The 24,840-nt window shown below is 65.4% G+C and carries 18 protein-coding genes; 14 read left to right on the top strand and 4 right to left on the bottom strand.

Annotation, left to right across the window (positions count from 1 at the left end; translation table 11 throughout):
* Positions 1-36 precede the first annotated feature (36 nt).
* The 6 genes from IB227_RS01050 (at position 37) to IB227_RS01025 (ending at position 8,302) form a co-directional block, all read left to right on the top strand.
* The gene (locus IB227_RS01050; RefSeq protein ID WP_225591552.1) at positions 37-1,164 is read left to right on the top strand and encodes an agmatine deiminase family protein; all 1,128 of its coding nucleotides are present in this window, start codon (positions 37-39) and stop codon (positions 1,162-1,164) included.
* Positions 1,165-1,684: 520 nt separating this feature from the next.
* Entirely contained in the window at positions 1,685-2,113 is a 429-nt protein-coding gene (locus IB227_RS01045) for a hypothetical protein (RefSeq protein ID WP_192285914.1), read from the top strand.
* Between the two features lie 1,670 nt (positions 2,114-3,783).
* Positions 3,784-4,179, top strand: a complete 396-nt coding sequence (locus IB227_RS01040; protein WP_192285912.1) for a hypothetical protein — start codon at positions 3,784-3,786, stop codon at positions 4,177-4,179.
* A gap of 78 nt (positions 4,180-4,257) precedes the next feature.
* Positions 4,258-4,659, top strand: a complete 402-nt coding sequence (locus tag IB227_RS01035; RefSeq protein ID WP_225591551.1) for a hypothetical protein — start codon at positions 4,258-4,260, stop codon at positions 4,657-4,659.
* A 188-nt stretch (positions 4,660-4,847) separates the two neighbouring features.
* Complete coding sequence (locus IB227_RS01030) at positions 4,848-5,195, top strand: RcnB family protein (RefSeq protein ID WP_132863127.1); 348 nt, start codon at positions 4,848-4,850, stop codon at positions 5,193-5,195.
* 227 nt (positions 5,196-5,422) lie between these two features.
* Entirely contained in the window at positions 5,423-8,302 is a 2,880-nt protein-coding gene (locus IB227_RS01025; protein ID WP_192285910.1) for a VIT domain-containing protein, read from the top strand.
* A gap of 67 nt (positions 8,303-8,369) precedes the next feature.
* Here IB227_RS01025 and IB227_RS01020 read toward each other — a convergent pair whose 3' ends face one another.
* Positions 8,370-9,668: an ABC transporter substrate-binding protein gene (locus IB227_RS01020; RefSeq protein ID WP_192285908.1), complete on the bottom strand. Its 1,299-nt coding sequence runs from the start codon at positions 9,666-9,668 to the stop codon at positions 8,370-8,372.
* Positions 9,669-9,838: 170 nt separating this feature from the next.
* Entirely contained in the window at positions 9,839-10,969 is a 1,131-nt protein-coding gene (locus IB227_RS01015) for a PPC domain-containing protein (protein WP_192285906.1), read from the bottom strand.
* Between the two features lie 215 nt (positions 10,970-11,184).
* On the opposite strand from IB227_RS01015, the gene prfB reads away from it, so the two are divergent.
* From prfB to lysS, 5 genes are all read left to right on the top strand, one after another.
* Positions 11,185-12,310 (top strand): peptide chain release factor 2 gene (prfB, locus tag IB227_RS01010; protein WP_132863131.1). Its coding sequence is split into 2 segments (ribosomal slippage): positions 11,185-11,259 and positions 11,261-12,310, totalling 1,125 coding nucleotides; the frame shifts between segments, so codons are not numbered across the junction.
* 93 nt (positions 12,311-12,403) lie between these two features.
* A complete protein-coding gene (locus tag IB227_RS01005; RefSeq protein WP_192285904.1) occupies positions 12,404-13,186 on the top strand; it encodes a helix-turn-helix transcriptional regulator in 783 nt (260 codons plus the stop codon).
* A 485-nt stretch (positions 13,187-13,671) separates the two neighbouring features.
* On the top strand, positions 13,672-15,069 hold the full coding sequence (locus tag IB227_RS01000) for an NAD-dependent succinate-semialdehyde dehydrogenase (RefSeq protein ID WP_192285902.1): 1,398 nt from the start codon (positions 13,672-13,674) through the stop codon (positions 15,067-15,069).
* A gap of 61 nt (positions 15,070-15,130) precedes the next feature.
* Complete coding sequence (locus IB227_RS00995; RefSeq protein ID WP_192285900.1) at positions 15,131-16,774, top strand: acetolactate synthase large subunit; 1,644 nt, start codon at positions 15,131-15,133, stop codon at positions 16,772-16,774.
* 112 nt (positions 16,775-16,886) lie between these two features.
* The gene (gene lysS, locus IB227_RS00990; protein WP_192285898.1) at positions 16,887-18,398 is read left to right on the top strand and encodes a lysine--tRNA ligase; all 1,512 of its coding nucleotides are present in this window, start codon (positions 16,887-16,889) and stop codon (positions 18,396-18,398) included.
* Between the two features lie 247 nt (positions 18,399-18,645).
* On the opposite strand, the gene IB227_RS00985 is transcribed toward lysS, so the two are convergent.
* A complete protein-coding gene (locus IB227_RS00985; RefSeq protein ID WP_192285896.1) occupies positions 18,646-20,328 on the bottom strand; it encodes a long-chain fatty acid--CoA ligase in 1,683 nt (560 codons plus the stop codon).
* Between the two features lie 216 nt (positions 20,329-20,544).
* Between IB227_RS00985 and IB227_RS00980 the strand changes: the two genes are divergently transcribed.
* Positions 20,545-20,892, top strand: coding sequence for a hypothetical protein (locus tag IB227_RS00980; protein ID WP_192285894.1), 348 nt, complete (start codon positions 20,545-20,547; stop codon positions 20,890-20,892).
* 267 nt (positions 20,893-21,159) lie between these two features.
* Here the strand turns inward: IB227_RS00980 and acnA are convergent, their stop codons facing one another.
* Positions 21,160-23,922, bottom strand: a complete 2,763-nt coding sequence (gene acnA, locus IB227_RS00975; protein WP_192285892.1) for an aconitate hydratase AcnA — start codon at positions 23,920-23,922, stop codon at positions 21,160-21,162.
* A gap of 283 nt (positions 23,923-24,205) precedes the next feature.
* Here acnA and IB227_RS00970 point away from each other — a divergent pair, with 283 nt between their 5' ends.
* Both IB227_RS00970 and IB227_RS00965 read left to right on the top strand, forming a co-directional pair.
* Complete coding sequence (locus tag IB227_RS00970) at positions 24,206-24,439, top strand: AbrB/MazE/SpoVT family DNA-binding domain-containing protein (RefSeq protein WP_192285890.1); 234 nt, start codon at positions 24,206-24,208, stop codon at positions 24,437-24,439.
* Positions 24,436-24,834: a type II toxin-antitoxin system VapC family toxin gene (locus tag IB227_RS00965; RefSeq protein ID WP_132863140.1), complete on the top strand. Its 399-nt coding sequence runs from the start codon at positions 24,436-24,438 to the stop codon at positions 24,832-24,834. The genes IB227_RS00970 and IB227_RS00965 overlap by 4 nt, the downstream gene beginning before the upstream one ends.
* Positions 24,835-24,840 lie beyond the last annotated feature (6 nt).

The following is a 24,840-nucleotide window of genomic DNA, read 5'->3' as shown; positions in this document are numbered from 1 at the left end:
ACTCCGCCGTTCGCAGCCCACCACCGAGTGCTCCGCATGTCCACTTCCGCCACGACCCGTACCCCATGGTTCTCGCTGATGACCAGCCTCCTCCTCGCCGCTGCCTGCACACTCCCGGGCACCGTCCGTGCCCAGTCCGGTTACATGCCTGACGAAACATCCCCCCACGAAGGGACCTGGTTGCAGTGGCCGCATGATTACACCTATGGCCGTGCCTACCGCGACCGGATCGAACCCACCTGGGTGGCGATGACGCGGGCATTGGTGACCAGCGAGAACGTGCACATCGTCGTCTACGACAATGCCGAGAAGGCCCGCGTGCGCAATGCGCTCCAGGCCGCGGGCGTGTCGTTGGCCAGGGTCGACTTCCTGGTTCGCCCCACCGACGACGTATGGGTGCGCGACAACGGCCCCATTTTCGTCTACGACCGCGACGACAAGCTCACCGTCACTGACTGGGGCTTCAACGGCTGGGGCTACGACGCGCCGTACCGGAAGGACGACCGCGTGCCCGGCGCAGTGGCGCGCACGTATGGACTTCCCAGCGTGGACCTGAACGATGTGGTGTTGGAGGGCGGTGCGATTGAGGTGGACGGGCGCGGGGTGTTGCTGGCCACGCGTAGTTCCACGCGCGAGCCCAACCGTAACGCAGCGCTGAGCCAGTCCGAGTTCGAGCAGGTGCTGCGCGACCAGCTGGGCGTGGCCAAGTTCATCTGGCTGGAAGGCGCTCCAGGTGGAAAGGAGGACATCACCGACATGCACGTCGACGGTTTCGCCCGCTTCGGGACGCGCGATACCATCGTCACCATGAGTCCCGCCGATCTGCGCGAATGGGGGTTGTCGGACGCTGACGTTGCCACCTTGTACCGCGCCACCGATATCGACGAGGCACCTTACCGCTTCGTGCAACTGCCGCTGACCCTCCGCGACGTGGTCACCGGCTATGGCTACAAGCTCGGCTACAAGGGGTCCTACGTGAACTACTACGTCGGCAACACCGTGGTATTGGTTCCGGAGTACAAGGACCTCAATGACGCAGTCGCCAGAAGCATCCTCCAGCGCCTGTATCCGGACCGTACTGTCGTGGGCATCGACGTGCGTAACCTGTACCGCAATGGTGGCATGGTGCATTGCGTTACCCAGCAGCAGCCCGTGGCGCTGTGATGGTGTAAGGGTCCCTTCATCCGATGATCGCGGGCGTGTGATCAAGGCGGCGCGTTCCGTTGCCGGTTCGCAGCGTCGGTAACGAGGTGTTCCACGCTGGCGGCGTGGGACAGACGGTTTGAATCTCGACGAATGCAGAGGAGCTGATACTGGCCGTGCTTGGGGCGCTGAAAGGAGGGCTGCCCCTTCGCCCTGTTCGATGAGTTGCATGCTGGCGGCCGACCATGACGATTTACGCCTGCCAGTGCAGCGTCGTGGTGCTTCGAAATGAATGTTTCGGGTGAAGGGTGGATGGTTCAGAGTGGAAAATTTCGACCCATAGCCGGCATCAGACCTTCTACAGGTGCGAGCTTGCGGTGGTCAATGAGCCCTCCTCTGGGTCTGATTGTAGGCTGACTTGATAGCCGGACCCGGCGGCCCTAAGATCGAGCCGTATCAAGGGGAAAGCCCGTCATACGGTGCTTTGGGGATAAGTCGCATAACCGGACTCGCGGGTCCGTCCATTAGGTAGTTTGGGCCCATGTGGAAGATATTCCCAACCTTGGCGCTATTGATCGCCGGTTGCTCGGCAGAGTCACCGCCATCTTCCATACCTGCCGCTCGTAGCTCTGACCCTTGCTCCACTGAGGTAGTCGAGCCAATCAATGTTTCCTTGGTGGCGCTACTTGCTGATCCGGAGCGCTATGAAGGTCGATCCGTTGCGGTTATTGGCTTCTTGCATCGGTCCTTGGAGCACTCCGCGATCTATCTCCATCGCGAGGACTACGTGCAGGCCATTACGCCCAATGGGCTGTGGGTTAGCGGCGCTACTATTCCTGAAGCATTGAACGACCGCTACGCCCGCATCGAGGGGATTTTCACCACAACTGAGACCGGCCACTTGAATCAGTGGCCAGGTGCCATCTGCAACATCGGACGGGCGACACCCTGGGGCCGGGATGTGCCCTAACAATTCATTCAAGCCGAACCGGCTTCGCCAGTCGGCTTAACTCAGGCATTGGACGTCCGCTCTTGGTCGCTACCGGTCCGCTTCCATGCGAGACGCACAGTCTTGGCCCGTAAGCCCCCTACTTCATCGCAGAATAGAAAAAGGTCGAATTGCGTCTTCCTGCTTCGCTAACAAGGGCGCGAACTGAGGTGGCACTGTTTCGGCATCTACTGAAATTGCCAGTGCCAGGCCTAAGGAAGGACTTCTGCATTTCGAAGAACTCCAAGTCGCTCAACGTCTAGAGGATCCACCTTCCCCTCAGCGAGGTAGAACTTCCCCTTCACCACGACCCTCGAATCAAGATTCCTTTGATTGAGATCGGATGCTGTTTCGTTCCCGTATATGACGATGGACGAGACGGATTCACCATCTTCCATTGCTTCTCTTGTTGGAAAAACGAGGGTGACGTCGCCAGCGGTGCGAGCCCATGCAGAGAACGCCACATCTCGACCATCAAACTTCTCCGGGTGTGCCATCAAGTAAATATAGGGAATGACGCATACTCGCTCAGTGCGGGAGTTTCCTCGATATTTGCAAGCGTCGAAATCTTGCGTCACACCGCATCCTGAAAGTAGGAATAGGCTTAGGCAAATCGTCGAAACTTGTCCAATACTCATTCGGGCACCTGATAATTGCAATTTATTGCGGGTATGTATGAATTGGCGCTGTTTCGTCGTTCCCGGATCATACCGCCCTCTGCGTGTCCTCTCGACTGCCGATGGCATCTAGCCTGACCGCGCCTCGGCTCAGTCTATCGGGGCTGGCATTACGTCGGTGCCGGGATCGCAAATCGCCAGAGGCTGCTGACTTCGCAGATCCGTTAGCGATAGCTGGAAAAAGAATCTACTCATCGCGAACATCATGATCCATAAGGTCTAGCTTGATCTCCAGCTTGCTCGCTGATTTTCCGTGGCTGGATATCCTGGTCAGGAGTGAGTGAAAGCCACGGGGATGCGAGACAGAGCCCTTTAAGGAGTAATGCCTCGTTTGGATCTCGATATGAGCCGTCCTGATTCTGATAGGCATCTGAATGGTTGGCTTCGGTGGGAAGCAGATATCAGCAGCGGCCAACCAACGGCCATGAAAGCCTAGGCGATTCAACTACCTGTTGGGCTCGAGCCTGCTTGGCCTTCATGGGCGTCGGGAGGCTGAGGTGCTTCGCGTTCTTTGGGTGATCTGATGAAGGGTTTTGCAGTATGGCAGCCGGGAGCAGGCTTTCTGATGATGCGGGCAAAGCCATCCGGTGTTATGCAGCGATACCAGATGTCCAGCTTCAGTGAATCCGTGGGAGGAGGCATGGGGGGATACGCCAAGGCAACCGCGAGGGCGCAGAGTGAACCGATGACAGTGGAAAACACGGGGGAAGGCCTCGGCGGCAGCCATGCGAGCGGATGCCAGCATCGTGGTCTCGTCCTGAGGTGCGTGTGAACCGGGAAACGCCCTGACTTTTTTGCCAGCGGAAGCTGGAAGCGCCTTCTTTGAAGCAACGGCCCTCGGTGGTTTCGAGAAGCCGCGCAGCTGATGCAGCGGGTATCGGGTGATCGGTTGCCAAGGCACGCATAGCGGGTGAATCGCTGGGGGCTGGGCGATTGCGTCTAGAATCCGGTAAAAGCCGCTTCACTGGATGTGCAATGAGAATCTCCGTCGCTGCAACGATCTTCTTCTGTTGTTTCTCCCTGTCGGCCACTGCACAGGACGCGGTCAACGGTCCGCTCCGGGGGGATATCGCGAAGGCAGTGGGATTCGACCTCTCCAGGCGAACGGAGAATGCGCTGCCGGTGTTGTCCGCATGGGTGGAGGTGGTTGATGCAAGGGCGCTGGACTACGACTGCTCCGCGAGATTGGATGACCTGGTGGAGTGCGTGGTTACCGGCAGCTTTCAGGGAGTTCTCAGCCTGAACGGAAGCGCGACCTCCGCAGAGCCCAGAACGTTCGTAGTGAAGAAGGCGCTGCGCTTCAGGAAGGTTGAGGCGGCTTGGGCTTTCATCGATGCCGAGGATATCCAGAGCCCCCCAGGCAAGGGATGAGGCCCGGTCCATGCGTCATACGCCCATCAGCACGGCACCGCTGACTTCCGCGCGTTGGGTGTTGAGCGGGCTGGCATCGTGGTGCATGCCAAAGGGCTGCGGATCGCGATGGGTTCCCTGCGGCAATTCGGCAGGACGCTGAATCATCTCCACGGAAAACAGGACCTCCGCATCATGTTTCTTTACTACGGCATCAGTCTCGTCCTCAGCATGCTGGCGGTGGCGGCCTGGTTGATCGTTGCGGTGACGCATGTGCCTGTCCATCAAAGCGATGGTTCCGGGCCCGACGGCGTCGTCATTCTGCTCTACCTGTCACTTTGGCCCGTTGCTCTACTGCTGGCGCACTCCGCCTTGCTGGCATGCCTGGTACGGGACAGGAACCCGGCAACGCTCATGCAAGGCCGCTGGGGTCTTTCCCTGCATGGCGTTCTGGGTGCCGGCTTCTTCCTCTACGCGCTGCACCTGTTCCATCCGGGCTGATTGCTGCACGGATGTTATCCAGTAGGACGAAGGCGGACGGGCCTGGATGCTGACACGGATCACCCTCCGTCGTGCCTGGGTTTGGCCGGCGAAATCCACCCCGGCAAGCACCGGGAATCGTTCACATGGGCTGATCTATAGTCCGCGCCGTGACGCCGCGTGGCGCGGCCTGGACAGGAGGTTTCCTCATGAAAGCTGGACGTTTGCTGGGCATGGCATTGACCGCTGCGGGGGTGTTGGCTGTTGCCCCTGCCTGGGCGGATCCGCCCCATCATGCGCGCGGCAACGGCCCGCCCCCCCATGCGGGCGGGCCGCACAACCGTGATGCACCGCCGCCGGGCTGGCAGAAGAAGGCATGGCGTCGTGGCGATCGCCTGGCCTGGGCGGAAGTCGACCGCCGCTACTGGGTGGAGGATTACGACCATTACCACCTGCGTGATCCGGGCCGCGGGGAACGTTGGGTGCGTCAGTCCGATACCGAGTACCTGCTGGTGGAGATCGCGACGGGGCTGATCATCGACGCGCTGCATCGCTGAGCGGTGACTTCGTGGAAGGGGCTTCCGGGCGTTGGAATCGCCCGGGTGCCCTTTTTTTTGCCTGTCCCTGCATCGCCCATGATTCCGAGGCGCAGGGCAACTGGCCGGTCCGCGTCCGCAGTGCCGCCGGGCTGGGATTTCATCCCCGCGTACGGTTACCTTCTGCGGGTAACCCCGAAGCTGGTGTCTGCACGTTCAATCTCCCGGTCCCTGGATGGAGCATCGAGATGGTCCCGAAATCTTGGCAATGGTGTTTGGGTTGGGTGGCGTGGCTGGGCGTGCTGGCTGGGCCTGCAGATGCACAGCAGGCGTGGCGTGCCCCGCCGCTGATCAGCGTGGCCAAGGCCGAGCAGCCGATCCAGCTGCTGCGCGCGAGCATCGAGGGGGAAGTGCAGGCCGGGGTGGCGCAGACCCGCATCGAGCTTGAGTTCCGCAACCCCAACCGGCGGGTGATGGAAGGGGAGTTGCAGTTCCCGCTGGCCGATGGTCAGCAGGTCACCGGCTTTGCGCTGGACATCGACGGGGAGCTGCGGGCGGCGGTGCCGGTGCCGAAGGAACGCGGCCGGCAGGTGTTCGAGCAGGTGATCCGCCAGAAGGTGGACCCCGCCCTGCTGGAACAGACGGCCGGCAACCAGTTCCGGCTGCGGGTCTATCCGCTGCCCGCCGGCGGTACCCGGCGCGTGCAGTTGACGCTCCGGGATGCGATGCCGGTACGTGGTGAGGCCTGGCAATGGCGCCTGCCATTGCAGTTCGCGGCGGGGGCAGGGCAGGTACGCCTGCACCTGCAGGCATCGTCCGTGCCGCAGGGCGGCGCCGATGGGTTCCGTTTCAACGGCCGTGAACTGGCCTGGCAGGGCAGCGGCCGGCAACTGCCCGCCGAACTGCAGTGGCAGCTGCCGATGCAGGCGACGGCACGCATGCAGGTGGCCGCGTACGACGGCCAGCAGTACCTGCTGGCGCAGGTGCCGGTGGCGCGCCCGGGTGCGCGTCGCCTGCCCGGCCAAGTCGGGCTGCTGTGGGATGCCTCTGGCTCTGCGGTGCATCGCGACCGGGCGCGGGAGTTCGCGCTGCTTGATCGCTATTTCGCCGCCATGGGTGAGGGCGAGGTGCAGTTGACCGTGCTGCGTGATACCGCCGCTCCCGCGCGCCGCTTCGTGGTTCGCGGTGGTGATTGGAGCGCGCTGCGCAAGACGCTGGAACAGGAGCCGCAGGACGGTGCCAGCGGGCTGGCGGGGTGGCGCGCCGATCCGGGCGTGGGGGAGTACCTGTTGTTCAGTGACGGGTTGTTGAATTGGGGCGGCGATGCCCAGCCCAGCCTGTCCGCGAACCAGCGCCTGTTTGCGATCAGCAGCGCGGGCGCGCGTACCGACAGTGCTCGCCTGCGCGGCTGGGCCGAAGGCAATCGTGGTCGCCTGCTGTTGCTGGAGGGCGGTGATGTCGCCGCGGTTGCCGCTGAGCTGTTGTCCATGCCGGTGGACGTGGCGCTGGCCGATCCGGTGGGCCTGCGCGAAGTGGTGCTGGACCGTCGCAGCATCGGCCAGGGGTGGTTGTGGATCCTGGCGCGCAGCGATGACGACACCCCGGCATTGAAGCTGCGGGTGGGTGAAGGTGATTGGCAGAACGTGCCACTGGCAACGGACAAGGCCGATGGAGCGTTGTTGGCCGGGTTGTGGGCGCAGGCGCGGTTGCAGCAGCTGGGGACGGACCCTCGCCGCAACCGTGAGGCGATGCAGCGTTTGTCCCAGGCTTTCTCGTTGGTGAGCGAGGGGACCTCGCTGATCGTGCTGGATTCCCTGGAAGACTACCTGCGCTTTGCGATCCGGCCCCCGGCACCGATGCGGGCGGAGTACGACCAACGTTTCGCCCGGCAGGTGGCCGACCGCGATGCTGCGCGTAGCTCGCACCTGGATGCGGTCGCCGCGCAGTGGAAGGAGCGCGAGCAATGGTGGAACCGGCGTTGGCCGAAGGATGCACCGCCGAAGGCGGCTAGGCCGGATGCGCGCCAGCGGGCGGCGTATGCCGAAGCCCCTGCGCCAGTAGCGGCCATGGCGCCCGCGAGGCCATCAATGCTGCCTCCGCCTCCGCCTTCACCGCCGACGGACCTGGCCGCCGAAGTCGCCGATGGCGCCAGCCTGGACAGGGTCGTGGTGAGTGCTGCCTCGGCCAACGCGGCACCGGCGGCCGCTGCCAACGACGGCGCGCTGGAGATCCGGCTGGCCGCCTGGGTGCCGGATTCGGAAGCGGCCAAACGCTTGCGCAACGGGCCGTCCAGCACGCTGTACGCGCGCTACCTGGCCGAACGCGCCGCCAATGCCGACAGCAGTGCGTTCTTCCTCGACGTGACCGACCTGCTGCTCGCCGCCGGGCAGAAGCCGCTGGCGCTGCGGGTGCTGTCCAACCTGGCGGAGATGGACCTGGACAACCGCCACCTGCTGCGCGTGCTGGGCTACCGCCTGATGCAGGCCGGCGAACCGGCATTGGCGGTGCCGGTGTTTGAACAGGTGCGGGTGATGGCCGAGGACGAGCCGCAGAGCTTCCGTGACCTCGGCCTGGCGCTGGAGGCCAGTGGGCAGGCACAGGCGGCATTGCAGCCGCTGTACGAGGTGGTGCAGCGCGAATGGGACTCGCGTTTCGACGGCGTGGCGTTGATCGCGCTGGATGAGCTGACCAACCTGGTCGCCCGCAGCCGCACCCCGCTGGACGTGCAGATGATCGACCCACGCCTGCGCAAGGCGATGCCGCTGGACCTGCGCGTGGTGCTGGCCTGGGACAGCGACAACAGCGACATGGACCTGTGGGTGACCGACCCCAATGGCGAGCGCGCGTACTACGGCAATCGCCTGACCCGCCAGGGCGGGCAGATGTCGCAGGACTTCACCGGGGGCTACGGGCCCGAGCAGTTCTCGTTGCGCGATGCCAAGCCCGGCATCTACAAGGTGGAAGCCAACTACTTCGGCAGCCGCGAACAGCTGGTGACCGGTTGGGCGACGTTGATGCTGCGCCTGAGCACGCATTGGGGCACGCCGGGGCAACAGGACAAGGCGGTGACGATGCGGTTGAGCGAAACCGAATCCACGGTGCTGGTGGGCGAGTTCGAGGTGCGCTGAGCACCGTCGATGGCGACAAAAGAACGGGGCCGGCAATGCCGGCCCCGTTCGTATCCTGCCGCGGTGGTTACTTGCGGCGCGCCAGCAGGCGGTAACCGCCGGTGGCGTTGGAGTCGTAGCTGTGCGCGAGCAGCACGTAACGGCCGGCATCCAGCTCCACTTCCAGCGACGGGTCCAGGCTGCTGTCGCTGTCGTCCTGCTGGGCGACTTCCTCGCCGTTGCGCATCAGCGTGAGCATGCCGTCCAGGCCGCCAATGCCGGTCATGCTGATCACGTAGGTACCCTTGCGCGGGATCTCCAGTGTGTACAGGTCGCGGTTGCCCGGGCGCAGCTGGCCCTGCACTTCGCGGCCGAGCTTGAGTTCCGGGCGGGCGGAGCCTTCCGGTGCGGCGGTGGTGGTGGTGGCGAGCTGGAACACGCCGCCACGGCCGTTCACCGAACGCACCGAGACGTTGTACTGGCCGGCATCGAGCACCTGGGTCAGGCGCGAGTTGGTGCCATTGCCGGCACCGTCGTCGTCGCTCAGCACCAGGTCGCCGCCCTGCACGGTCAGCAGGGTGTCGAAGTCACGGCTGGTGGCATCGAACTGGACGCGGCGGGTTTCCGGCAGGGTCATCACGAAGCTGCGGGTGACATCGCCGGTGACGAAACTGCTGGTCGAGCCGTCCACCGGCAACGCGCTGCCGTCCTCGAAGACCAGGCCTTCGGGCATGTCGGCGCGCTGCACGCCCAGGTAGAACGCGCCGGAGGCTTCGCTGAAGCCGGCGGCGGTCAGGGTGTAGGTGCCGGGCTTCAACGGCGCCAGCAGGCGCGAGTTGAGCTGGTTGCCGCCGTCGTCGTCTTCCATGCTCACGCCGTTGCCGCTCAGGGTCAGGCGTGCGTCGAACTCGTCCGACTCCAGGTCGATGGTGTACAGGCCAGCCTGTTCGACTTCCAGGGTGAAGGTCTTGTCGCCGCCGCGCAGCCAGTCGGTGATGCGGCGGCCGGCGGTCAACGGCTTGCCGTCGTAGGTGGCGATCGGCTCGGCCGACAGCTGGTACGGGCCGAACGCACGGGCGTCCGAGCCGCTGACGGCGACCAGGTACTGGCCGGCCTTGTCGGCGCGCATGCTCAGCGTGGTGCCGCCGTTCTCGCCGGCTTCGGTGCGGCTGATCAGGCTGTCACGCAGGAACACCGCCAGCGAGCCGTTCAGCGGGCCATCCAGCTTCAGCGAGACGGCCTGGCCGGCGGCCAGCTGCAGCGTGTACAGCTGGCTGCGGGTGCCGTCGCTGTAGTTGACCGGGGTCGAGGAGGTGATTTCGCCGTCGGCTTCACCGTTGAGGGTGAGGGAACGGGCGGGACCGGCGGCCTGAACGGGGGAATTCACGGCGGCCGCGATGGCGAGGGACAGCAGTCCTGCTGTGAGTCGCTTCACTTCGATTTCCTTATGGATTGGTACAGGGGTGGAACAGGGGAATGGCTGGCCTCCAGCCCATGGCCGCCGGCAGCGGCCATGGGGCGGGACCGCCGGGGCAGGGACCCCGGCGGCACGGCGCGTTACTGGATGACCGGCTCGGCGACGGCGGCAGCATCGGCTGCGGCGCTGGCGGCCTCTTCGGCGGCATCCTTGCGGTTGCTCGGGCCGGCCACGTCGATGGCGTCACCGCTCAGGTCGGTGGTTTCCAGCTCGAACACGCCCTGCTGGCTGCCCAGGCTGGTGACCGCGACGATGTAACGGCCCGGACGCAGGTTCAGGGTCAGGCGCGCGTTGGTGCCGTTGCCGCCGTCATCGTTCTCTTCGTCCACGCCGGGGCCGGTGATGTGCAGCACCGAGTCGAAGCCATCGGCGATGGCATCGAACTGCACCTGGCGCGGTTTGTCCACGGTCAGCACGAAGGTGCGGCGGGCACGCGAATCCATCATCGACTGCGCGGTCTGGCCGATGGTCAGGGCGGTGCCGTCACGGGTGACCAGGTTGCCGTCGGTCGCGGTCATGGCCACGCTCAGCTTGAACGAGCCGGTCTTGTCGTTCACCGAGGAGGCGTCGATGGTGTACTCCCCGGGCTCCAGGAAGGTGCGGATACGGGCGTTCAGGCGGCCGCCGTTGTCGTCGTCCTCCAGCTCGACGTTGCGACCGTTCAGGCGCAGGTAGGCGTCGAAGGCACTCGATTCCAGGGTGATCGAGTACAGGCCGGCCTTGTCGACCTGCAGCTTGTACTCCTGCTTGTCGCCCATCAGCCAGTCGATGGCCTGGCTGTCCGCGCCCAGCGGCTTGCCGTCGTAGGGGACGATCTTGCTGCTCTTGAGCTTGAACGGGCCGAAGCTGTTGGAGCCGGCACTGTTGACCGCGACCAGGTAGGTGCCGTCCTTCGGTGCGCGGAAGGCCAGGCTGACCGAGCTACCGGAGTCGCCTTCTTCCATGTCCGAATTGCTGCTGGCGTTGGCGAGCATGGTCTGGCCGTCGAACACGGCCAACTGGCCGTTGAGCGAACCGCCCAGCTCCAGCGACACCGCCTCGCCGTTCTTCAGGGTGACGGTGTAGGCCTGGTGGCGGCTGCCGTCGTTGTAGTTCAGGGTGCTGCGGGAGGTGATCTCACCGGCGACGCTCTCGCCGACGGTCAGCTTGGGGTTGCTGTCGCCGCCGGCGACGCCCCCCAGCTTTTGACAGGCGGCAAGCGCAACTGTCATAGAGATCGCTGCGAACAGGCGGGCATGACGTGTGTTCAAGCGTGGGTCCTTCAAGTAAGTGTGGTTTCCGTTCCCCGCGGGGGCGGGTCGGACGGGATTCTAACGGGTCCGGCGTTGTGTATTCAGCGAGAATCCTTCACACGGGCCGGGGGAGGGCTGGCGGGCCGCTTGGATGCTAGAATTCCCGGCTTGTCTGCCTTTTTCATCGACCGACCATGATCGAATTGAATCCCATCCGCCAGCGAATCGCCGATCTGACCGATCGCGTGGTCTCGCTCAGGGGGTATCTTTGACTACGACGCCAAGAAAGAGCGTCTTGAAGAAGTAACCCGCGAACTCGAAAACCCCGACATCTGGAACAACCCCGAGTACGCCCAGTCGCTGGGCCGGGAGCGTTCGATGCTGGACAAGACCGTCGGCGGCATCGCCGTGGTGCTGGACGGCATGACCGAGGCCAACGAGCTGCTGGAGCTGGCCGAGAGCGAGCAGGACGAGGACACCGCGCTGGCGGTGGTCGCCGACCTGGACAAGCACCAGGTCCACATCGAGAAGCTGGAATTCCAGCGCATGTTCTCCGGCGAGATGGACGCCTGCAACGCGTTCGTCGACATCCAGGCCGGTGCCGGCGGCACCGAAGCCCAGGACTGGGCCGAAATGATGCTGCGCATGTACCTGCGCTGGTGCGAATCGCGCGGCTGGAAGGCCGAGCTGCTGGAAGTGTCCGGCGGTGAAGTGGCGGGCATCAAGTCGGCCACGTTCCGCGTGGAAGGCGACTTCGCCTACGGCTGGCTGAAGACCGAGACCGGCGTGCATCGCCTGGTGCGCAAGTCGCCGTTCGACTCGGACAACCGCCGCCACACCAGCTTCACCTCGGTGTTCGTGTCTCCGGAAGTGGACGACAGCATCGAAGTGAACATCAACCCGGCCGACCTGAAGACCGACGTGTACCGTTCCTCCGGTGCCGGTGGCCAGCACGTCAACAAGACCGAGTCGGCGGTGCGTATCACCCACGTCCCGACTGGCGTGGTGGTGGCCTGCCAGACCGAACGCAGCCAGCATGCCAACCGCGACCGCGCGATGAAGATGCTGGCCGCTCGCCTGTACGAGCTGGAAGTGCAGAAGCGCAACGCCGAGCGCGATGCGGTGGAAGCCACCAAGTCGGACATCGGCTGGGGCAGCCAGATCCGCAACTACGTGCTCGACCAGAGTCGTATCAAGGACCTGCGTACCGGCATCGAGCGCACCGACACCCAGAAGGTGCTCGATGGCGACCTGGATGAATTCATCGAGGCCAGCCTCAAGTCCGGCCTGCAGGCCGGTGCCAAGCGCAGCGATGCCTGATCCGGCTCCCGCGGCGGCCTGGGCCGCCGTCCGGACCGTGGGCGGGTCCCGTCGTGGGGCCCGCCTTGCCGTCGCCGGCCGTGGGGCAGGGCGATGATGCGCAGCGAAGAAGAACGCAGGGAACTTGGCGGCTTCCTGAAGGCCTGCCGGGCACGCGTGGATCCCGGCACGCTGGGGCTGCCGGTGGGGCGCCGGCGCACGCCCGGGCTCAAGCGCGAGGAAGTGGCGCTCGCGGTGGGTGTCAGCGTCAGTTGGTACACCTGGATCGAGCAGGGGCGCGACGTGCGGGCCTCGCCCGAGGTGCTGGAGCGGCTGGCGCGGGTGCTGCAGCTCAGTGACGACGAGCGTGCCTATGCGTTCGCACTGTCCGGTTACGGCGTGCCGCTGGAATCGCCCGATGAAACGGTCACCGAAGGGCTCCGCCAGCTGGTCTTGGCGATGCAGCCGATCCCGGCCTATGTGCGCAATACCCGCTTCGACATCCTGGCGTGGAACCCGGCCATCGCAGAGCTGTTCGTGGACTATGCGCAACTGGCGCCACACGAGCGCAATACGCTGCGGTTGATGTTCCTGTACCCGCCGTACCGGCAGTTGATCCTGAACTGGGAAGAGATGACGCGCGGGCTGCTGGCCAGCTTCCGCGCAGCCATGGCGCAGGCGCAGGACAAGGCGCCGTTCCTGGCGCTGGCCGAGGACATCGCCGCGCACAGCGCCGAGTTCCGGGCGTGGTGGCCCGAGCACGATGTGCGGCGTTTCGATGAGGGCGCCAAGCGCCTGAACCATCCCACCCGCGGCCTGCTGGACCTGCAGTACGTGGCGTTGATTCCGGAAAGCCGGCACGACCTGTCATTGGTGACCTACCTGCCGCGGACCTGAGTACCGGATGCAGGCGCGGCTCCGGCCGCGAAGCCGGTGACGTTTCTGTGCCAGGTGAAGCGCGACCCCTCCCCAACCCCCCCCTTGGCTTCGCCAAATGGAGGGGGCCGTTGCGCGGCGCGCTGGAAGCGCCCGGTAGGCGCGGCTCCGGCCGCGAAGCCGGCGGTGTTTCCGTCCCGTGCGAAGCGCGACCCGTCCCCAATCCTCCCCTTGGCTGCGCCAAAGGGAGGGGCTGTTGCGCGGGGCGTTGGATGCGCCCCGATGGGAGCGGCTTCAGCCGCGAAGCCGGCAACACCTCCGTGCGCGAAAGAAGCAGCCACCTGGCAATCCCAGGCCTTCGACAACGGAACGAACCCGCGCAGCAACAAAGGGGGGAGTGCCACTCCTAGGATGGTCACACGCCTTGTTGTCGGTGGGTGGTAGGGTCCAGATTGCGTTCCAGGAAACGGACCGCTGGTCCGTTGTCGACACGACAGGAGAACCTGATGTCCGCCGTCCCCGTACCAAGCAGCGCCGCCGCGATTTCCCGCGACCCCGCCACCGGCGAACTGATCGCCAGCCATCCCTTCATCAGCGATGCCCAACTGGACGTGCTGTTGGACCGCAGCCGCGCCGGCTTTGCGGCCTGGAGCGCGCAGACACCGGCGCAGCGGGCCGAGGCCCTGCGCCGCATGGCGGCGATCCTGCGCCGTGACCGCGAGCCGTTGGCGGCGTTGGCTACCGCGGAGATGGGCAAGGTCCTGGCCGAATCGCTGGCCGAGATTGAGAAATGCGCGCTGCAATGCGAGTGGTACGCCGACCACGGCCCACAATGGCTGCGGGACGAGCCGGCCGAGGTGCTGAGCGGTGAGGCATACGTGTCGTTCCTGCCGCTGGGCGTGGTGCTGGGCGTGATGCCATGGAACTTCCCGTACTGGCAGGTGATGCGCGCCGCCGTGCCGATCCTGCTGGCGGGCAATGGCTTCCTGCTCAAGCCCGCCGAGAACATCGTCGGTACCGCCAAGCTGCTCGATGCCGCCTGGCGCGAGGCGGGGCTGCCGGACGGCACCTTCATCGGCGCCAACCTCAACCGGGAGCAGACCAGCAAGGCCATCGCCGATGACCGCATCGCCGCGGTGACATTGACCGGCAGCGTCGCGGCCGGGCGCAGCATCGCTGCCCAGGCCGGGCAGGTGTTGAAGAAGGTAGTGCTGGAACTGGGGGGCTCGGACCCGTTCATCGTGCTGGCCGACGCCGACCTGGAGAAGGCGGTTGCCGCGGCGGTGACCTCGCGCTTCCAGAACGCCGGGCAGGTGTGCATCGCCGGCAAGCGCATCATCGTCGAGGATGCCATCCATGACCGCTTCGTGGTGTTGTTCAGCGAACAGGTCAAGGCATTGACCGTGGGTGACGGACGCGACCCGGCCAACCGGCTTGGGCCGATCGCCCGCCAGGACCTGCTCGACCAGTTGCATGCGCAGGTGCAGGCCTCGGTGAAGGCCGGTGCGCAGTTGCTGCTCGGCGGCCACCAGCTTGATCGCCCGGGCAGCTTCTACGCGCCGACCGTGCTGGCTGGCGTCGCGCCGGGCATGCAGGCGTTCGACGAGGAGACCTTCGGGCCGGTGGCGCCCATCATCCGTGCGCGTGACGCCGATCATGCCGTGGAGCTGGCCAACCAGAGCCAGTTTGGCCTGAGCGGCAACCTGTGGAGTGGTGACCATGCGCGTGCTGCGCAGCTTGCGCGCCGGCTGCAGACCGGTGGCGTGTTCATCAACGGATTCTCGGTTTCCGACCCGCGCGTGCCCATCGGCGGCATCAAGAACAGCGGCTTCGGCCGCGAGCTGTCGCACTTCGGCATCCGTGAATTCGTCAACGCGCAGACGGTGTGGTTCGACCGCGCCTGAGCCGCATGCCCGCGCACCGCGCTTCATCCCATTACCAGTCCAGTGAGAAGGACGTTCCATCATGTCCAAGGGTTCTGATCTGCTCGTCGCCGCACTCGAGAACGAAGGCGTCGAGCGTATTTTTGGCATTCCCGGCGAGGAGAACCTCGATGTGGTCGAGTCGCTGCGGCACTCGCGCATCGAACTGGTCATCACCCGCCACGAACAGGCGGCGGTGTTCATGGCCGCCACCTACGGCCGCCTGACCGGCAAGCCGGGCGTGTGCCTGGCCACGCTGGGCCCGGGGGCGCTGAACTTCACCACCGGTGCGGCCTATGCACTGCTGGGCGCGTGGCCGGTGATCATGATCACCGGGCAGAAGGGCATCGTGGCCAGCAAGCAGGCGCGCTTCCAGATCGTGGACATCGTCAGCACGATGAAGCCGCTCACCAAGTCGGCGCGGCAGATCGTCTCGGCGCGCACCATCCCGACCATCGTCCGCGAAGCATTCCGCACCGCGCAGCAGGACCGCCCCGGTCCGGTGCTGCTGGAGCTGCCGGAAGACATCGCGGCGATGGAAGGGGACGAGGTCGCGCTGATCCCGCCGCATCCGCTGGAGCTTCCCATCGCCAGCCCGGAAGCGCTGGATCGGGCCGCCGGGATCATCCGCGCCGCCAAGCGGCCGTTGCTGATGATGGGGGCCGGCGCGTCACGGCCGCGCTCCAGCGAGGCGTTGTCGGCGTTCGTGCTGCGCGCGGGCATCCCGTTCTTCACCACCCAGATGGGCAAGGGCTCGGTGGCCGGCGGCTCGGGGCTGTACATGGGCACCGCCGCGCTGACCGAGCGCGACTACGTGCACATGGCCATCGACCAGGCCGACGTGATCGTCACCATCGGCCATGAAGTCACCGAGAAGCCGCCGTTCGTGATGCGCCCGGGTGGCCCGACCGTCATCCACGTCGGCTACCTGCCGGCGGAGGTGGAGCAGGTGTACTTCCCGCAGGTGGAGGTGATCGGCGACATCGGCCGATCGCTGACCCTGCTGGCCGACCGCATCGAAGGCAAGGTGGCCAACGCCGACGCGCTGCTGCCGCTGCGCGAGCAGATCCTGTCGCATATCACCGACCGCGCCGAGGAAGACCGCTTCACCCCGCAGCGGCTGGTGCACGACGTGCGCCAGGTGATGCCGCCGGACGGCATCGTGGCGCTGGACAACGGCATGTACAAGATCTGGTTCGCCCGCAACTACCGCACCCAGGTGGCCAACACCCTGTTGCTGGACAACGCGCTGGCGACCATGGGCGCGGGCCTGCCCTCGGCGATCACCGCGGCCATCCTGTATCCGCAGCGGCGGGTGCTGGCGGTCTGCGGCGACGGCGGCTTCATGATGAACAGCCAGGAGCTGGAAACCGCCCGCCGGCTGGGCCTGAACCTGGTGGTGCTGATCTTCAATGACAACGCCTACGGGATGATCCGCTGGAAGCAGGCGGTGGACGGCTTCGCCGACTATGGCATGACCTTCACCAACCCGGACTTCGTCAAGTACGCCGAGGCCTATGGCGCCACCGGGCACGAGGTGCGCGAGATCGGACAGTTCATCCCGACCCTGGAAGCGGCCTTCAACGCTGGCGGCATCCATCTGGTAACGGTGCCGGTGGACTACTCGGAGAACGCGCGGGTGCTGGTGGACGAGCTCCGCCAGGCCTTCCCGCCGGCCGTCCATTGACGTCGGCGGGGCAGGGGCCGGGCCGACCGGCCCGGCCGGGGGAGGGTGGTTTTGGTATGCTGTACGACCGGCATTGCCGGCCGTATCCCCCCAACTATCCACCTGCAGATCCATGAGCGAAGCCACCGAAACCCCACCCGTCGACGAAAACAAGTTGATTGCCGAGCGTCGCGAAAAACTCAAAGCGCTGCGCGGGCAGGGGATCGCCTATCCGAACGACTTCCGTCGTGAAGACTTCGCCGGCAAGCTGCAGGCCGAGTACGCCGACGCCGAGCAATGGACCGCCGAAACGCTGGAAGGCAATGGCCGCCGCGTGAAGATGGCCGGCCGCCTGATGGCCAAGCGCATCATGGGCAAGGCCAGCTTCGCCCAGATCCAGGACGAGAGCGGCCGGATCCAGCTGTTCCTGCAGGGTGCCACGTTGGGCGATGCCTACACCGCCTTCAAGGGCTGGGACGTGGGCGACATCATCGCCGTCGAAGGCGGGCTGACCCGCACCAAGACCGGCGAGCTGTCGATCAAGGCCGAGTCGATCCGCCTGCTGACCAAGTCGCTGCGCCCGTTGCCGGACAAGTGGCACGGCCTGGCCGACGTGGAGCAGCGTTACCGCCAGCGCTACGTCGACCTGATCGTGACCCCGGAGTCGCGCGAAGTGTTCATCAAGCGCTCGCGCATCATCCGCGCGATGCGCGCCTGGCTGGACAACCGTGACTTCCTGGAAGTCGAGACGCCGATGATGCATTACATCCCCGGCGGCGCGACGGCCAAGCCGTTCACCACCCACCACAACGCGCTGGACCTGGACCTGTACCTGCGCGTGGCACCGGAGCTGTACCTCAAGCGCCTGGTGGTCGGTGGCCTGGAACGCGTCTACGAGATCAACCGCAACTTCCGCAACGAAGGCGTCAGCACCCGCCACAACCCGGAATTCACCATGATGGAGTTGTACGAGGCCTATGCCACGTACAACGAAGTGATGGACCTGACCGAGGGCGTGATCCGTGACGTCGCCCAGCAGGTGCTGGGTACGACCGAGGTGGAATGGGACGGTGCACGTATCAACCTGGGCCCGGCGTTCCGTCGCTGGCGCATGGACGAGGCGGTGCGCCACCACAATCCGGAGATCAGCGTCGCCGACTGCACCGATCGCGAAGCGCTGCTGCGTCATTGCGAGCGCCTGAAGATCAGGGTCAAGCCGTCCTACGGCTGGGGCAAGCTGCTGCTGGAGATCTTCGAAGCCACCGTCGAGCACACCCTGGTGCAGCCGACCTTCATCACCGACCATCCGGTGGAAGTTTCGCCGCTGGCCCGCGCCAGCGACAACGAGCCCGGCTACACCGATCGCTTCGAGCTGTTCATCAACGGCAAGGAGATCGCCAACGGCTTCTCCGAGTTGAATGACCCGGAAGACCAGGCGGCGCGTTTCCAGGCCCAGGTTGCAGCGAAGGACGGCGGCGACGACGAGGCCATGCACTACGACTCCGATTACATCCGTGCGCTGGAATACGGCCTGGCGCCGACCGGCGGCCTGGGCATCGGCATCGACCGCCTGGTGATGATGCTGACCGGCCGTGCGTCGATCCGTGATGTGCTGCTGTTCCCGTACATGCGCCCGGAGGCCTGAGGCCCGCCGGATTGAGCCGAGAGCCCCGCGCAAGCGGGGCTTTTTCGTGGGCATGGCGGTAGGCGCAGCTCCGGCCGCGAAGCAGGTGATGCACAGGTGCAGCGGGTTGCCGTGATTGCAGCCGGTTTCCGTGGCGGGCCGGGTGCGTCGGCTTCGCGGACGAGGCCGCTCCTGTTGGCCTGCGTGTGCACAAACAAAAAGCCCTCCCGGTGAGGGGAGGGCTTGGGTCATTCCGGGGCCGGGAGGATCAGGCTTCCGGCTTGGAGTCGCGCAGTTCGCGGCGCAGGATCTTGCCCACGTTGGACTTGGGCAGCTCCTTGCGGAACTCGACGATGCGCGGGTGCTTGTAGCCGGTGAGGTTGGCGCGGGCGAACTCCTTGACGTCTTCCTCGGTGAGCTTGGGGTCCTTCTTGACGATGACCACCTTCACCACTTCACCGGACTTCTCGCTCGGTGCGCCGACCGCGGCCACTTCCAGCACGCCGGGCATCATCGCGATGACATCCTCGACCTCGTTCGGGTACACGTTGAAGCCGGACACCAGGATCATGTCCTTCTTGCGGTCGACGATGTAGAAGAAGCCCTGTTCGTCCATGCGCGCCATGTCGCCGGTATGCAGCCAGCCGTCGGCATCGAGCACCTTCTCGGTCTCGTCCGGACGATGCCAGTAGCCCTTCATCACCTGCGGGCCGCGGATGCACAGCTCGCCGACTTCACCGACCGGCAGCACCTGGCCCTCGTCGTTCTTGACGCAGGCATCGGTGGAGGGGATCGGCAGGCCGATCGCGCCGTTGTAGTCCTTCAGGTCCAGCGGGTTGATGCAGGCCGCCGGCGAGGTTTCGGTCAGGCCGTAGGCTTCCACCAGGGTGACGCCGGTGACCTTCTTCCACTTCTCGGCCACGGCGCGCTGCACGGCCATGCCACCGCCCAGTGCCACCTTCAGTTCGGAGAAGTTGATCTGGTCGAAGCCTTCGGTGTTGAGCAGGCCGTTGAACAGCGTGTTGACGCCGGTGATGGCGGTGAAGCGGTTGTTCTTCAGCTCCTTGACGAAGCCCTTCATGTCGCGCGGGTTGGTGATCAGGTAGTTCAGCGCGCCGATCTTCATGAAGACCAGCCCGTTCGCGGTCAAGGCGAAGATGTGGTACAGCGGCAGCGCGGTGATGATCACCTCCTCGCCCTGCTTGACGCCGGAGCCACTGATCCAGGCCGAGGCCTGTTGCATGTTGGCGATCAGGTTGCGGTGGGTGAGCATCGCGCCCTTGGCCACGCCGGTGGTGCCGCCGGTGTACTGCAGGAAGGCGATGTCGTCATGGTCGATGTCCACCACCGGCATCGGGTGGCGCTTGCCCAGCTTCAGCGCGTCCTTGAAGCGGATCGCATTGGGCAGGTCATAGTCCGGGACCATCTTCTTCACGTACTTCAGCACGAAGTTGACGATGCCCCCCTTCGGGAAGCCGAGCATGTCGCCCAGACCGGTGGTGATGACCTGCTTGACGGGGGTATCGGCGATGACCTGCTGCACGGTGTCGCCGAAGTTGTCGACCACCAGCAGCACGCTGGCGCCGGCATCGACCAGCTGGTGCTTGAGCTCGCGGGCGGTGTACAGCGGGTTGACGTTAACCACGGTCAGGCCGGCGCGTAGGATGCCGAAGATGGCGATCGGGTACTGCAGGCAATTGGGCATCATCACCGCGACGCGGTCACCCTTCTTCAGCTGCAGCTCGCCCAGCAGGTAGGCGGCGAACTGGGTGACCAGCGCGTCGGTTTCACCGTAGGTGAGGACCTTGCCGAAGTTGGAGTAGGCGGGGCGATCACGGAACTTGGCTACGGACGTATCGAACACCGCGGCAACGGAACGGAATTCGTTGACGTCGATTTCAGCCGGGACACCGGCCGGGTAGCTCTGCAGCCAGGGACGTTCCTGATTCATCTTCCCCTCCAGGAAATGGATGTGATCTAGTGATGGGAGCGGGGCACCGGGGCGCCACAGCCGCTGATGCCAGCATACCGTCCAGAATGGAAAAGGCGAAGGGTTCAGATGATCCGAACGGTTCTGAAATACATGCTTATTGCGGTGATTGTGCTTTCCGTCGCCGGTTGCAAGCGCGCGCCGCCGGAACAGCGGCTGCGCGATACGATTGCTGCAATGCAGAAGGGTGTGGAGTCGGGCAGTCCCGCGGACTTCATGGAGGCGGTCTCGCCCGAGTTCGTGGGCAACGAGGGCGTGGACCGGGCGGGGCTGGAGCGCCTGGTCAAGGCGCAGTTGCTGCTCAACAGCAAGGTGTCGGTGCAGACTGGTCCGATAGCCATCGAGATGGCAGCGGACAACAAGACGGCGACAGTACGTTTCAGTGCCCTGCTGGTCGGGGGTACGGGTGGCTTGCTGCCCGTGCGCGGCGACATGCAGGAGATCCAGACCGGCTGGCGGGATGAGGACGGCCAGTGGCGGGTGTACAGCGCCAGCTGGGGGCCGGTGGGTGGCGAGCGCGGGTAAGCGGGTGGGGGAGTGGGGGTAGAAGCAAGAGCAGGAGCGGGAGCGTCACCCCTCCCCAGCCCTCCCCTTCGCGATGCGAAAGGGAGGGGGCGGTTTCCGTTGACCTGTCAGACCGCGATCGAGCTGCTCGGCGGCGACTAGAGTTCGAGATCGCAGCGAACCGGCTTCTTCCCCCTCCCTTTCGCATCGCGAAGGGGAGGGCTGGGGAGGGGTAAAAAAGAACGCCCCGAAAGGGGCGTTCTTTGCTTCATCAAGTCAATCCATCCGTCAGGCCGCTTTCTTCGCCGCCAACTGGCGCAGCACGTACTGCAGCAGGCCGCCGTTGCGGAAGTACTCCACTTCCTTGGGCGTGAGCAACAGCACCTTGGCCTGGAACTGCTGCTTGCTGCCGTCAGCCTTGGTCGCAGTGACGGTGGCGGTCTTGGCCTTGCCGTCGTCCAACCCGGTGACGTCGAAGGTCTCCGAGCCATCCAGGCCCAGTGACTGTGCGTTCTGGCCGTCGATGAACTGCAGCGGCAGCACGCCCATGCCGACCAGGTTGGAGCGGTGGATGCGCTCGAAGCTCTCGGCGACCACCGCCTTGACGCCCAGCAGGTTGGTGCCCTTGGCCGCCCAGTCGCGCGAAGAGCCGGTGCCGTATTCCTTGCCGGCCAGCACCACCAGCGGCACGCCGTCGGCCTTGTACTTCATGGCCGCGTCGTAGATGGCCAGCTTCTCGCCGTCGGTGCTGCCCGGGGCGTAGTACAGGGTGTTGCCGCCTTCCTCGCCACCGAACATCAGGTTCTTGATGCGGATGTTGGCGAAGGTGCCGCGCACCATCACGTCATCGTTGCCGCGACGGCTGCCGTAGCTGTTGAAGTCGGCCGGGAGCACGCCGCGCGACTGCAGGAAGCGGCCCGCCGGCGAATCCTTCTTGATGTTGCCGGCCGGGGAGATGTGGTCGGTGGTGATCGAGTCACCGAACAGGCCGAGCACGCGCGCACCGTGCACATCGCTGATGTTGCCGACCTGCATGGTCATGCCGTCGAAGTAGGGCGGGTTCTTGATGTAGGTGGAGTCGCCGTTCCACTGGTAGGCCTGGCCTTCCGGCGATGCGATCTGCGCCCAGCGGGTGTCGCCCTTGAACACGTCGGCATAGTTCTGCTTGAACATCTCCGGGCCAACGGTGGCGGCGATCATGTCGCCGATGTCCTTGTTGGTCGGCCAGATGTCACGCAGGTACACATCCTTGCCGCTGCTGTCCTGGCCGATCGGCTCCTTGGTCAGGTCGATGCGCACGGTGCCGGCGATGGCGTAGGCCACCACCAGCGGCGGCGAGGCCAGGTAGTTGGCCTTTACTTCCGGATGCACGCGACCTTCGAAGTTGCGGTTGCCCGACAGCACCGAGGCCACCACCAGGTCGCCTGCGGCGATGCCGGCGCTGACTTCGACCGGCAGCGGGCCGGAGTTGCCGATGCAGGTGGTGCAGCCGTAGCCGACCACGTAGAAGCCGAGCTTCTCCAGGTCGGTCAATACGCCGGCCTTTTCCAGGTAGTCGGTGACCACGCGCGAGCCCGGCCCGAGCGAGGTCTTCACCCACGGCTTGGCCTTCAGGCCCAGGCGCGCGGCATTGCGCGCAAGCAGGCCGGCACCGAGCATCACCGCCGGGTTGGAGGTGTTGGTGCAGGAGGTGATGGCGGCGATGACCACCGCGCCGTCCTTCAGGCGCACGGACTGGTTGTCGATGACCACGTCGGCGTGGCCCTTGGCCAACTGCTCGTTGCCGACCGCCGCGCCGCCTCCTTCATTGATGAAGTCGGCGACGTCGCCGTTGCGCTGGTCGCGGTTGACGGTCAGGCCCTTGAGCGCCTCGGTGAAGTTGTCATGCACATCGCCGAGCAGGACGCGGTCCTGCGGGCGCTTGGGGCCAGCCATGGACGGCTTGACGTCACCCATGTCCAGTTCCAGCGTGGCGCTGTAGTGCGCGTGCGGGCTGCTGGGCTCGTGCCACAGGCCCTGGGCCTTGGCGTAGCTTTCGACCAGCGCGATCTGCGCCTCGCTGCGGCCGGACAGGCGCAGGTAGCTCAGCGACTCGGCGTCGATCGGGAAGATGCCGCAGGTGGCACCGTACTCCGGGGCCATGTTGGCGATGGTGGCGCGGTCGGCCAGCGGCAGGTGTTGCAGGCCGTCGCCGTAGAACTCGACGAACTTGCCGACCACGCCGTGCTTGCGCAGCATCTGGGTGACGGTCAGCACCAGGTCGGTGGCGGTGGTGCCCTCGGGCAGCTTGCCGGTGAGCTTGAAGCCGACCACCTGCGGGATCAGCATCGAGGACGGCTGGCCGAGCATGGCGGCCTCGGCCTCGATGCCGCCCACGCCCCAACCCAGCACGCCGATGCCGTTGATCATGGTGGTGTGCGAGTCGGTGCCGAACACGGTGTCCGGGAACGCCCAACGGGTGCCGTCGACGTCACGTTCCATCACCACGCGGGCGAGGTTTTCCAGGTTCACCTGGTGGACGATGCCGGTGTTGGGCGGAACCACCTTGAAGTTCTCGAAGGCCTTCTGGCCCCAGCGCAGGAAGCTGTAACGCTCGCGGTTGCGCTCGAACTCGATCTTGCCGTTGAGGTCAAGCGCGTCGGCGCGGCCGAACACGTCCACCTGCACGGAGTGGTCGATGACCAGTTCGGAAGGGATCAGCGGGTTGATCTGCTCGGCCTTGCCGCCGAGCTTGGTCACCGCGTCGCGCATGGCGGCCAGGTCCACCACGCAGGGCACGCCGGTGAAGTCCTGCAGCACCACGCGGGCCGGCATGAAGGCGATTTCGGTGTCCGGCTCGGCCTTGGGGTTCCATTTGGCCACCGCCTCGATGTGCTCCGGGCCGACGGTCTGGCCGCCGTCCTCGTGCCGGAGCAGGTTCTCCAGCAGGATCTTCATCGAGTAGGGAAGGTGGGAGATGTCGAACTTCTGGCCGAGCTTGGGAAGGCTGCAGTAGGTGTACTGCTGGCCGCCAACTTCCAGTTGGCTGCGGGTGGAGAAGGTATCGCTCATACAGCTGACTCCTCTTTACAGATGGCTTGCCACGGTGCCGGTGCGGCGCCGCGCGGGCTTTCAGGGCCGTGGGCCCTGTCACTGAATGCAGGTCCGAGTATGGACGATGCACGCGTACTTGGGCGCATGGCGGTCCGGGCCAGTTTAGACAACGGCGTGTTGCGGTTGTGTAACGGTGCTTTTGCCGGGGAGGCCAGGCGGGGCGGGGCCTGGCGGGTCAGCGGCGGGGTGGGGTATGCCGGCGGAAGTATGTATAATTCGTGCATACTTCATTGGAGGTCCCATGGAAGCCACCGTAGCTGAACGCGGGCAGATCACCCTGCCCAAGGCCGTACGTGACGCGCTGGGCCTGACCAAGGGCACGTTGCTGAAGGTCGAGCTGGAAGGCAGCCGGATCATCCTGCGCAAGAGCGTGGACGACGCCATTTCCCGTGCGCGCGGCAAGTTCGCGCTGGACGGCTTCGACTCGGCCGAGCAGGCCGTGCGCACCGTGCGTGACGAGGCCGACGACGCATGATCGCCGTCGACTCCCCGGTCCTGATCGAACTGCTCAGCGATGGCCCGCGTGCCGACGCGGTGGAGGCCTGCCTGCGGCAGGCGCTGGTCGGTGGCCGGGTGGTCATCTGCGGTACGACCTTGGCCGAGGTCTGCGCCTCGCTGCGCGGCGGTGCCGAAGTGCAGGAGGCGCTGGAGGAAATGGGCGTCCATTTCAATCCGCTGGAAGCCAAATCCGCATTGCGCGCCGGCGAGATGCACCGCCGTCACCGCCAGCGCAGCGGCGAGACCCGCCGCATCGACGATTTCATGGTGGGCGCCCACGCACTGCTGCAGTGCGACGGCCTGATCACCTGGAACGACACGTTTTATCGCGACTACTTCAAGGGCCTGAAGCTGATCGTGCCGCAAGCCTGAGCCCAT

Origin of the sequence: Stenotrophomonas sp. STM01, assembly GCF_014852135.1 — a bacterium.
Lineage (GTDB): Bacteria > Pseudomonadota > Gammaproteobacteria > Xanthomonadales > Xanthomonadaceae > Stenotrophomonas > Stenotrophomonas capsici.
Note: the sequence above shows the minus strand (reverse complement) of the source record. Positions and strands in the feature narration are given on the sequence as shown.

Excerpts from the sequence above, each read along its gene's own strand:
- IB227_RS00995 (WP_192285900.1), top strand. The coding sequence starts at position 15,131 with ATGTCCAAGGGTTCTGATCTGCTCGTCGCCGCACTCGAGAACGAAGGC.
- IB227_RS01045 (WP_192285914.1), top strand. The coding sequence starts at position 1,685 with ATGTGGAAGATATTCCCAACCTTGGCGCTATTGATCGCCGGTTGCTCG.
- IB227_RS01005 (WP_192285904.1), top strand. The coding sequence starts at position 12,404 with ATGATGCGCAGCGAAGAAGAACGCAGGGAACTTGGCGGCTTCCTGAAG.
- acnA (WP_192285892.1), bottom strand. The coding sequence starts at position 23,922 with ATGAGCGATACCTTCTCCACCCGCAGCCAACTGGAAGTTGGCGGCCAG.
- IB227_RS00980 (WP_192285894.1), top strand. The coding sequence starts at position 20,545 with ATGCAGAAGGGTGTGGAGTCGGGCAGTCCCGCGGACTTCATGGAGGCG.
- IB227_RS00965 (WP_132863140.1), top strand. The coding sequence starts at position 24,436 with ATGATCGCCGTCGACTCCCCGGTCCTGATCGAACTGCTCAGCGATGGC.
- IB227_RS01050 (WP_225591552.1), top strand. The coding sequence starts at position 37 with ATGTCCACTTCCGCCACGACCCGTACCCCATGGTTCTCGCTGATGACC.
- IB227_RS00970 (WP_192285890.1), top strand. The coding sequence starts at position 24,206 with ATGGAAGCCACCGTAGCTGAACGCGGGCAGATCACCCTGCCCAAGGCC.
- IB227_RS01025 (WP_192285910.1), top strand. The coding sequence starts at position 5,423 with ATGGTCCCGAAATCTTGGCAATGGTGTTTGGGTTGGGTGGCGTGGCTG.
- IB227_RS01015 (WP_192285906.1), bottom strand. The coding sequence starts at position 10,969 with ATGACAGTTGCGCTTGCCGCCTGTCAAAAGCTGGGGGGCGTCGCCGGC.
- IB227_RS01000 (WP_192285902.1), top strand. The coding sequence starts at position 13,672 with ATGTCCGCCGTCCCCGTACCAAGCAGCGCCGCCGCGATTTCCCGCGAC.
- IB227_RS00985 (WP_192285896.1), bottom strand. The coding sequence starts at position 20,328 with ATGAATCAGGAACGTCCCTGGCTGCAGAGCTACCCGGCCGGTGTCCCG.
- IB227_RS01030 (WP_132863127.1), top strand. The coding sequence starts at position 4,848 with ATGAAAGCTGGACGTTTGCTGGGCATGGCATTGACCGCTGCGGGGGTG.
- IB227_RS01040 (WP_192285912.1), top strand. The coding sequence starts at position 3,784 with ATGAGAATCTCCGTCGCTGCAACGATCTTCTTCTGTTGTTTCTCCCTG.
- lysS (WP_192285898.1), top strand. The coding sequence starts at position 16,887 with ATGAGCGAAGCCACCGAAACCCCACCCGTCGACGAAAACAAGTTGATT.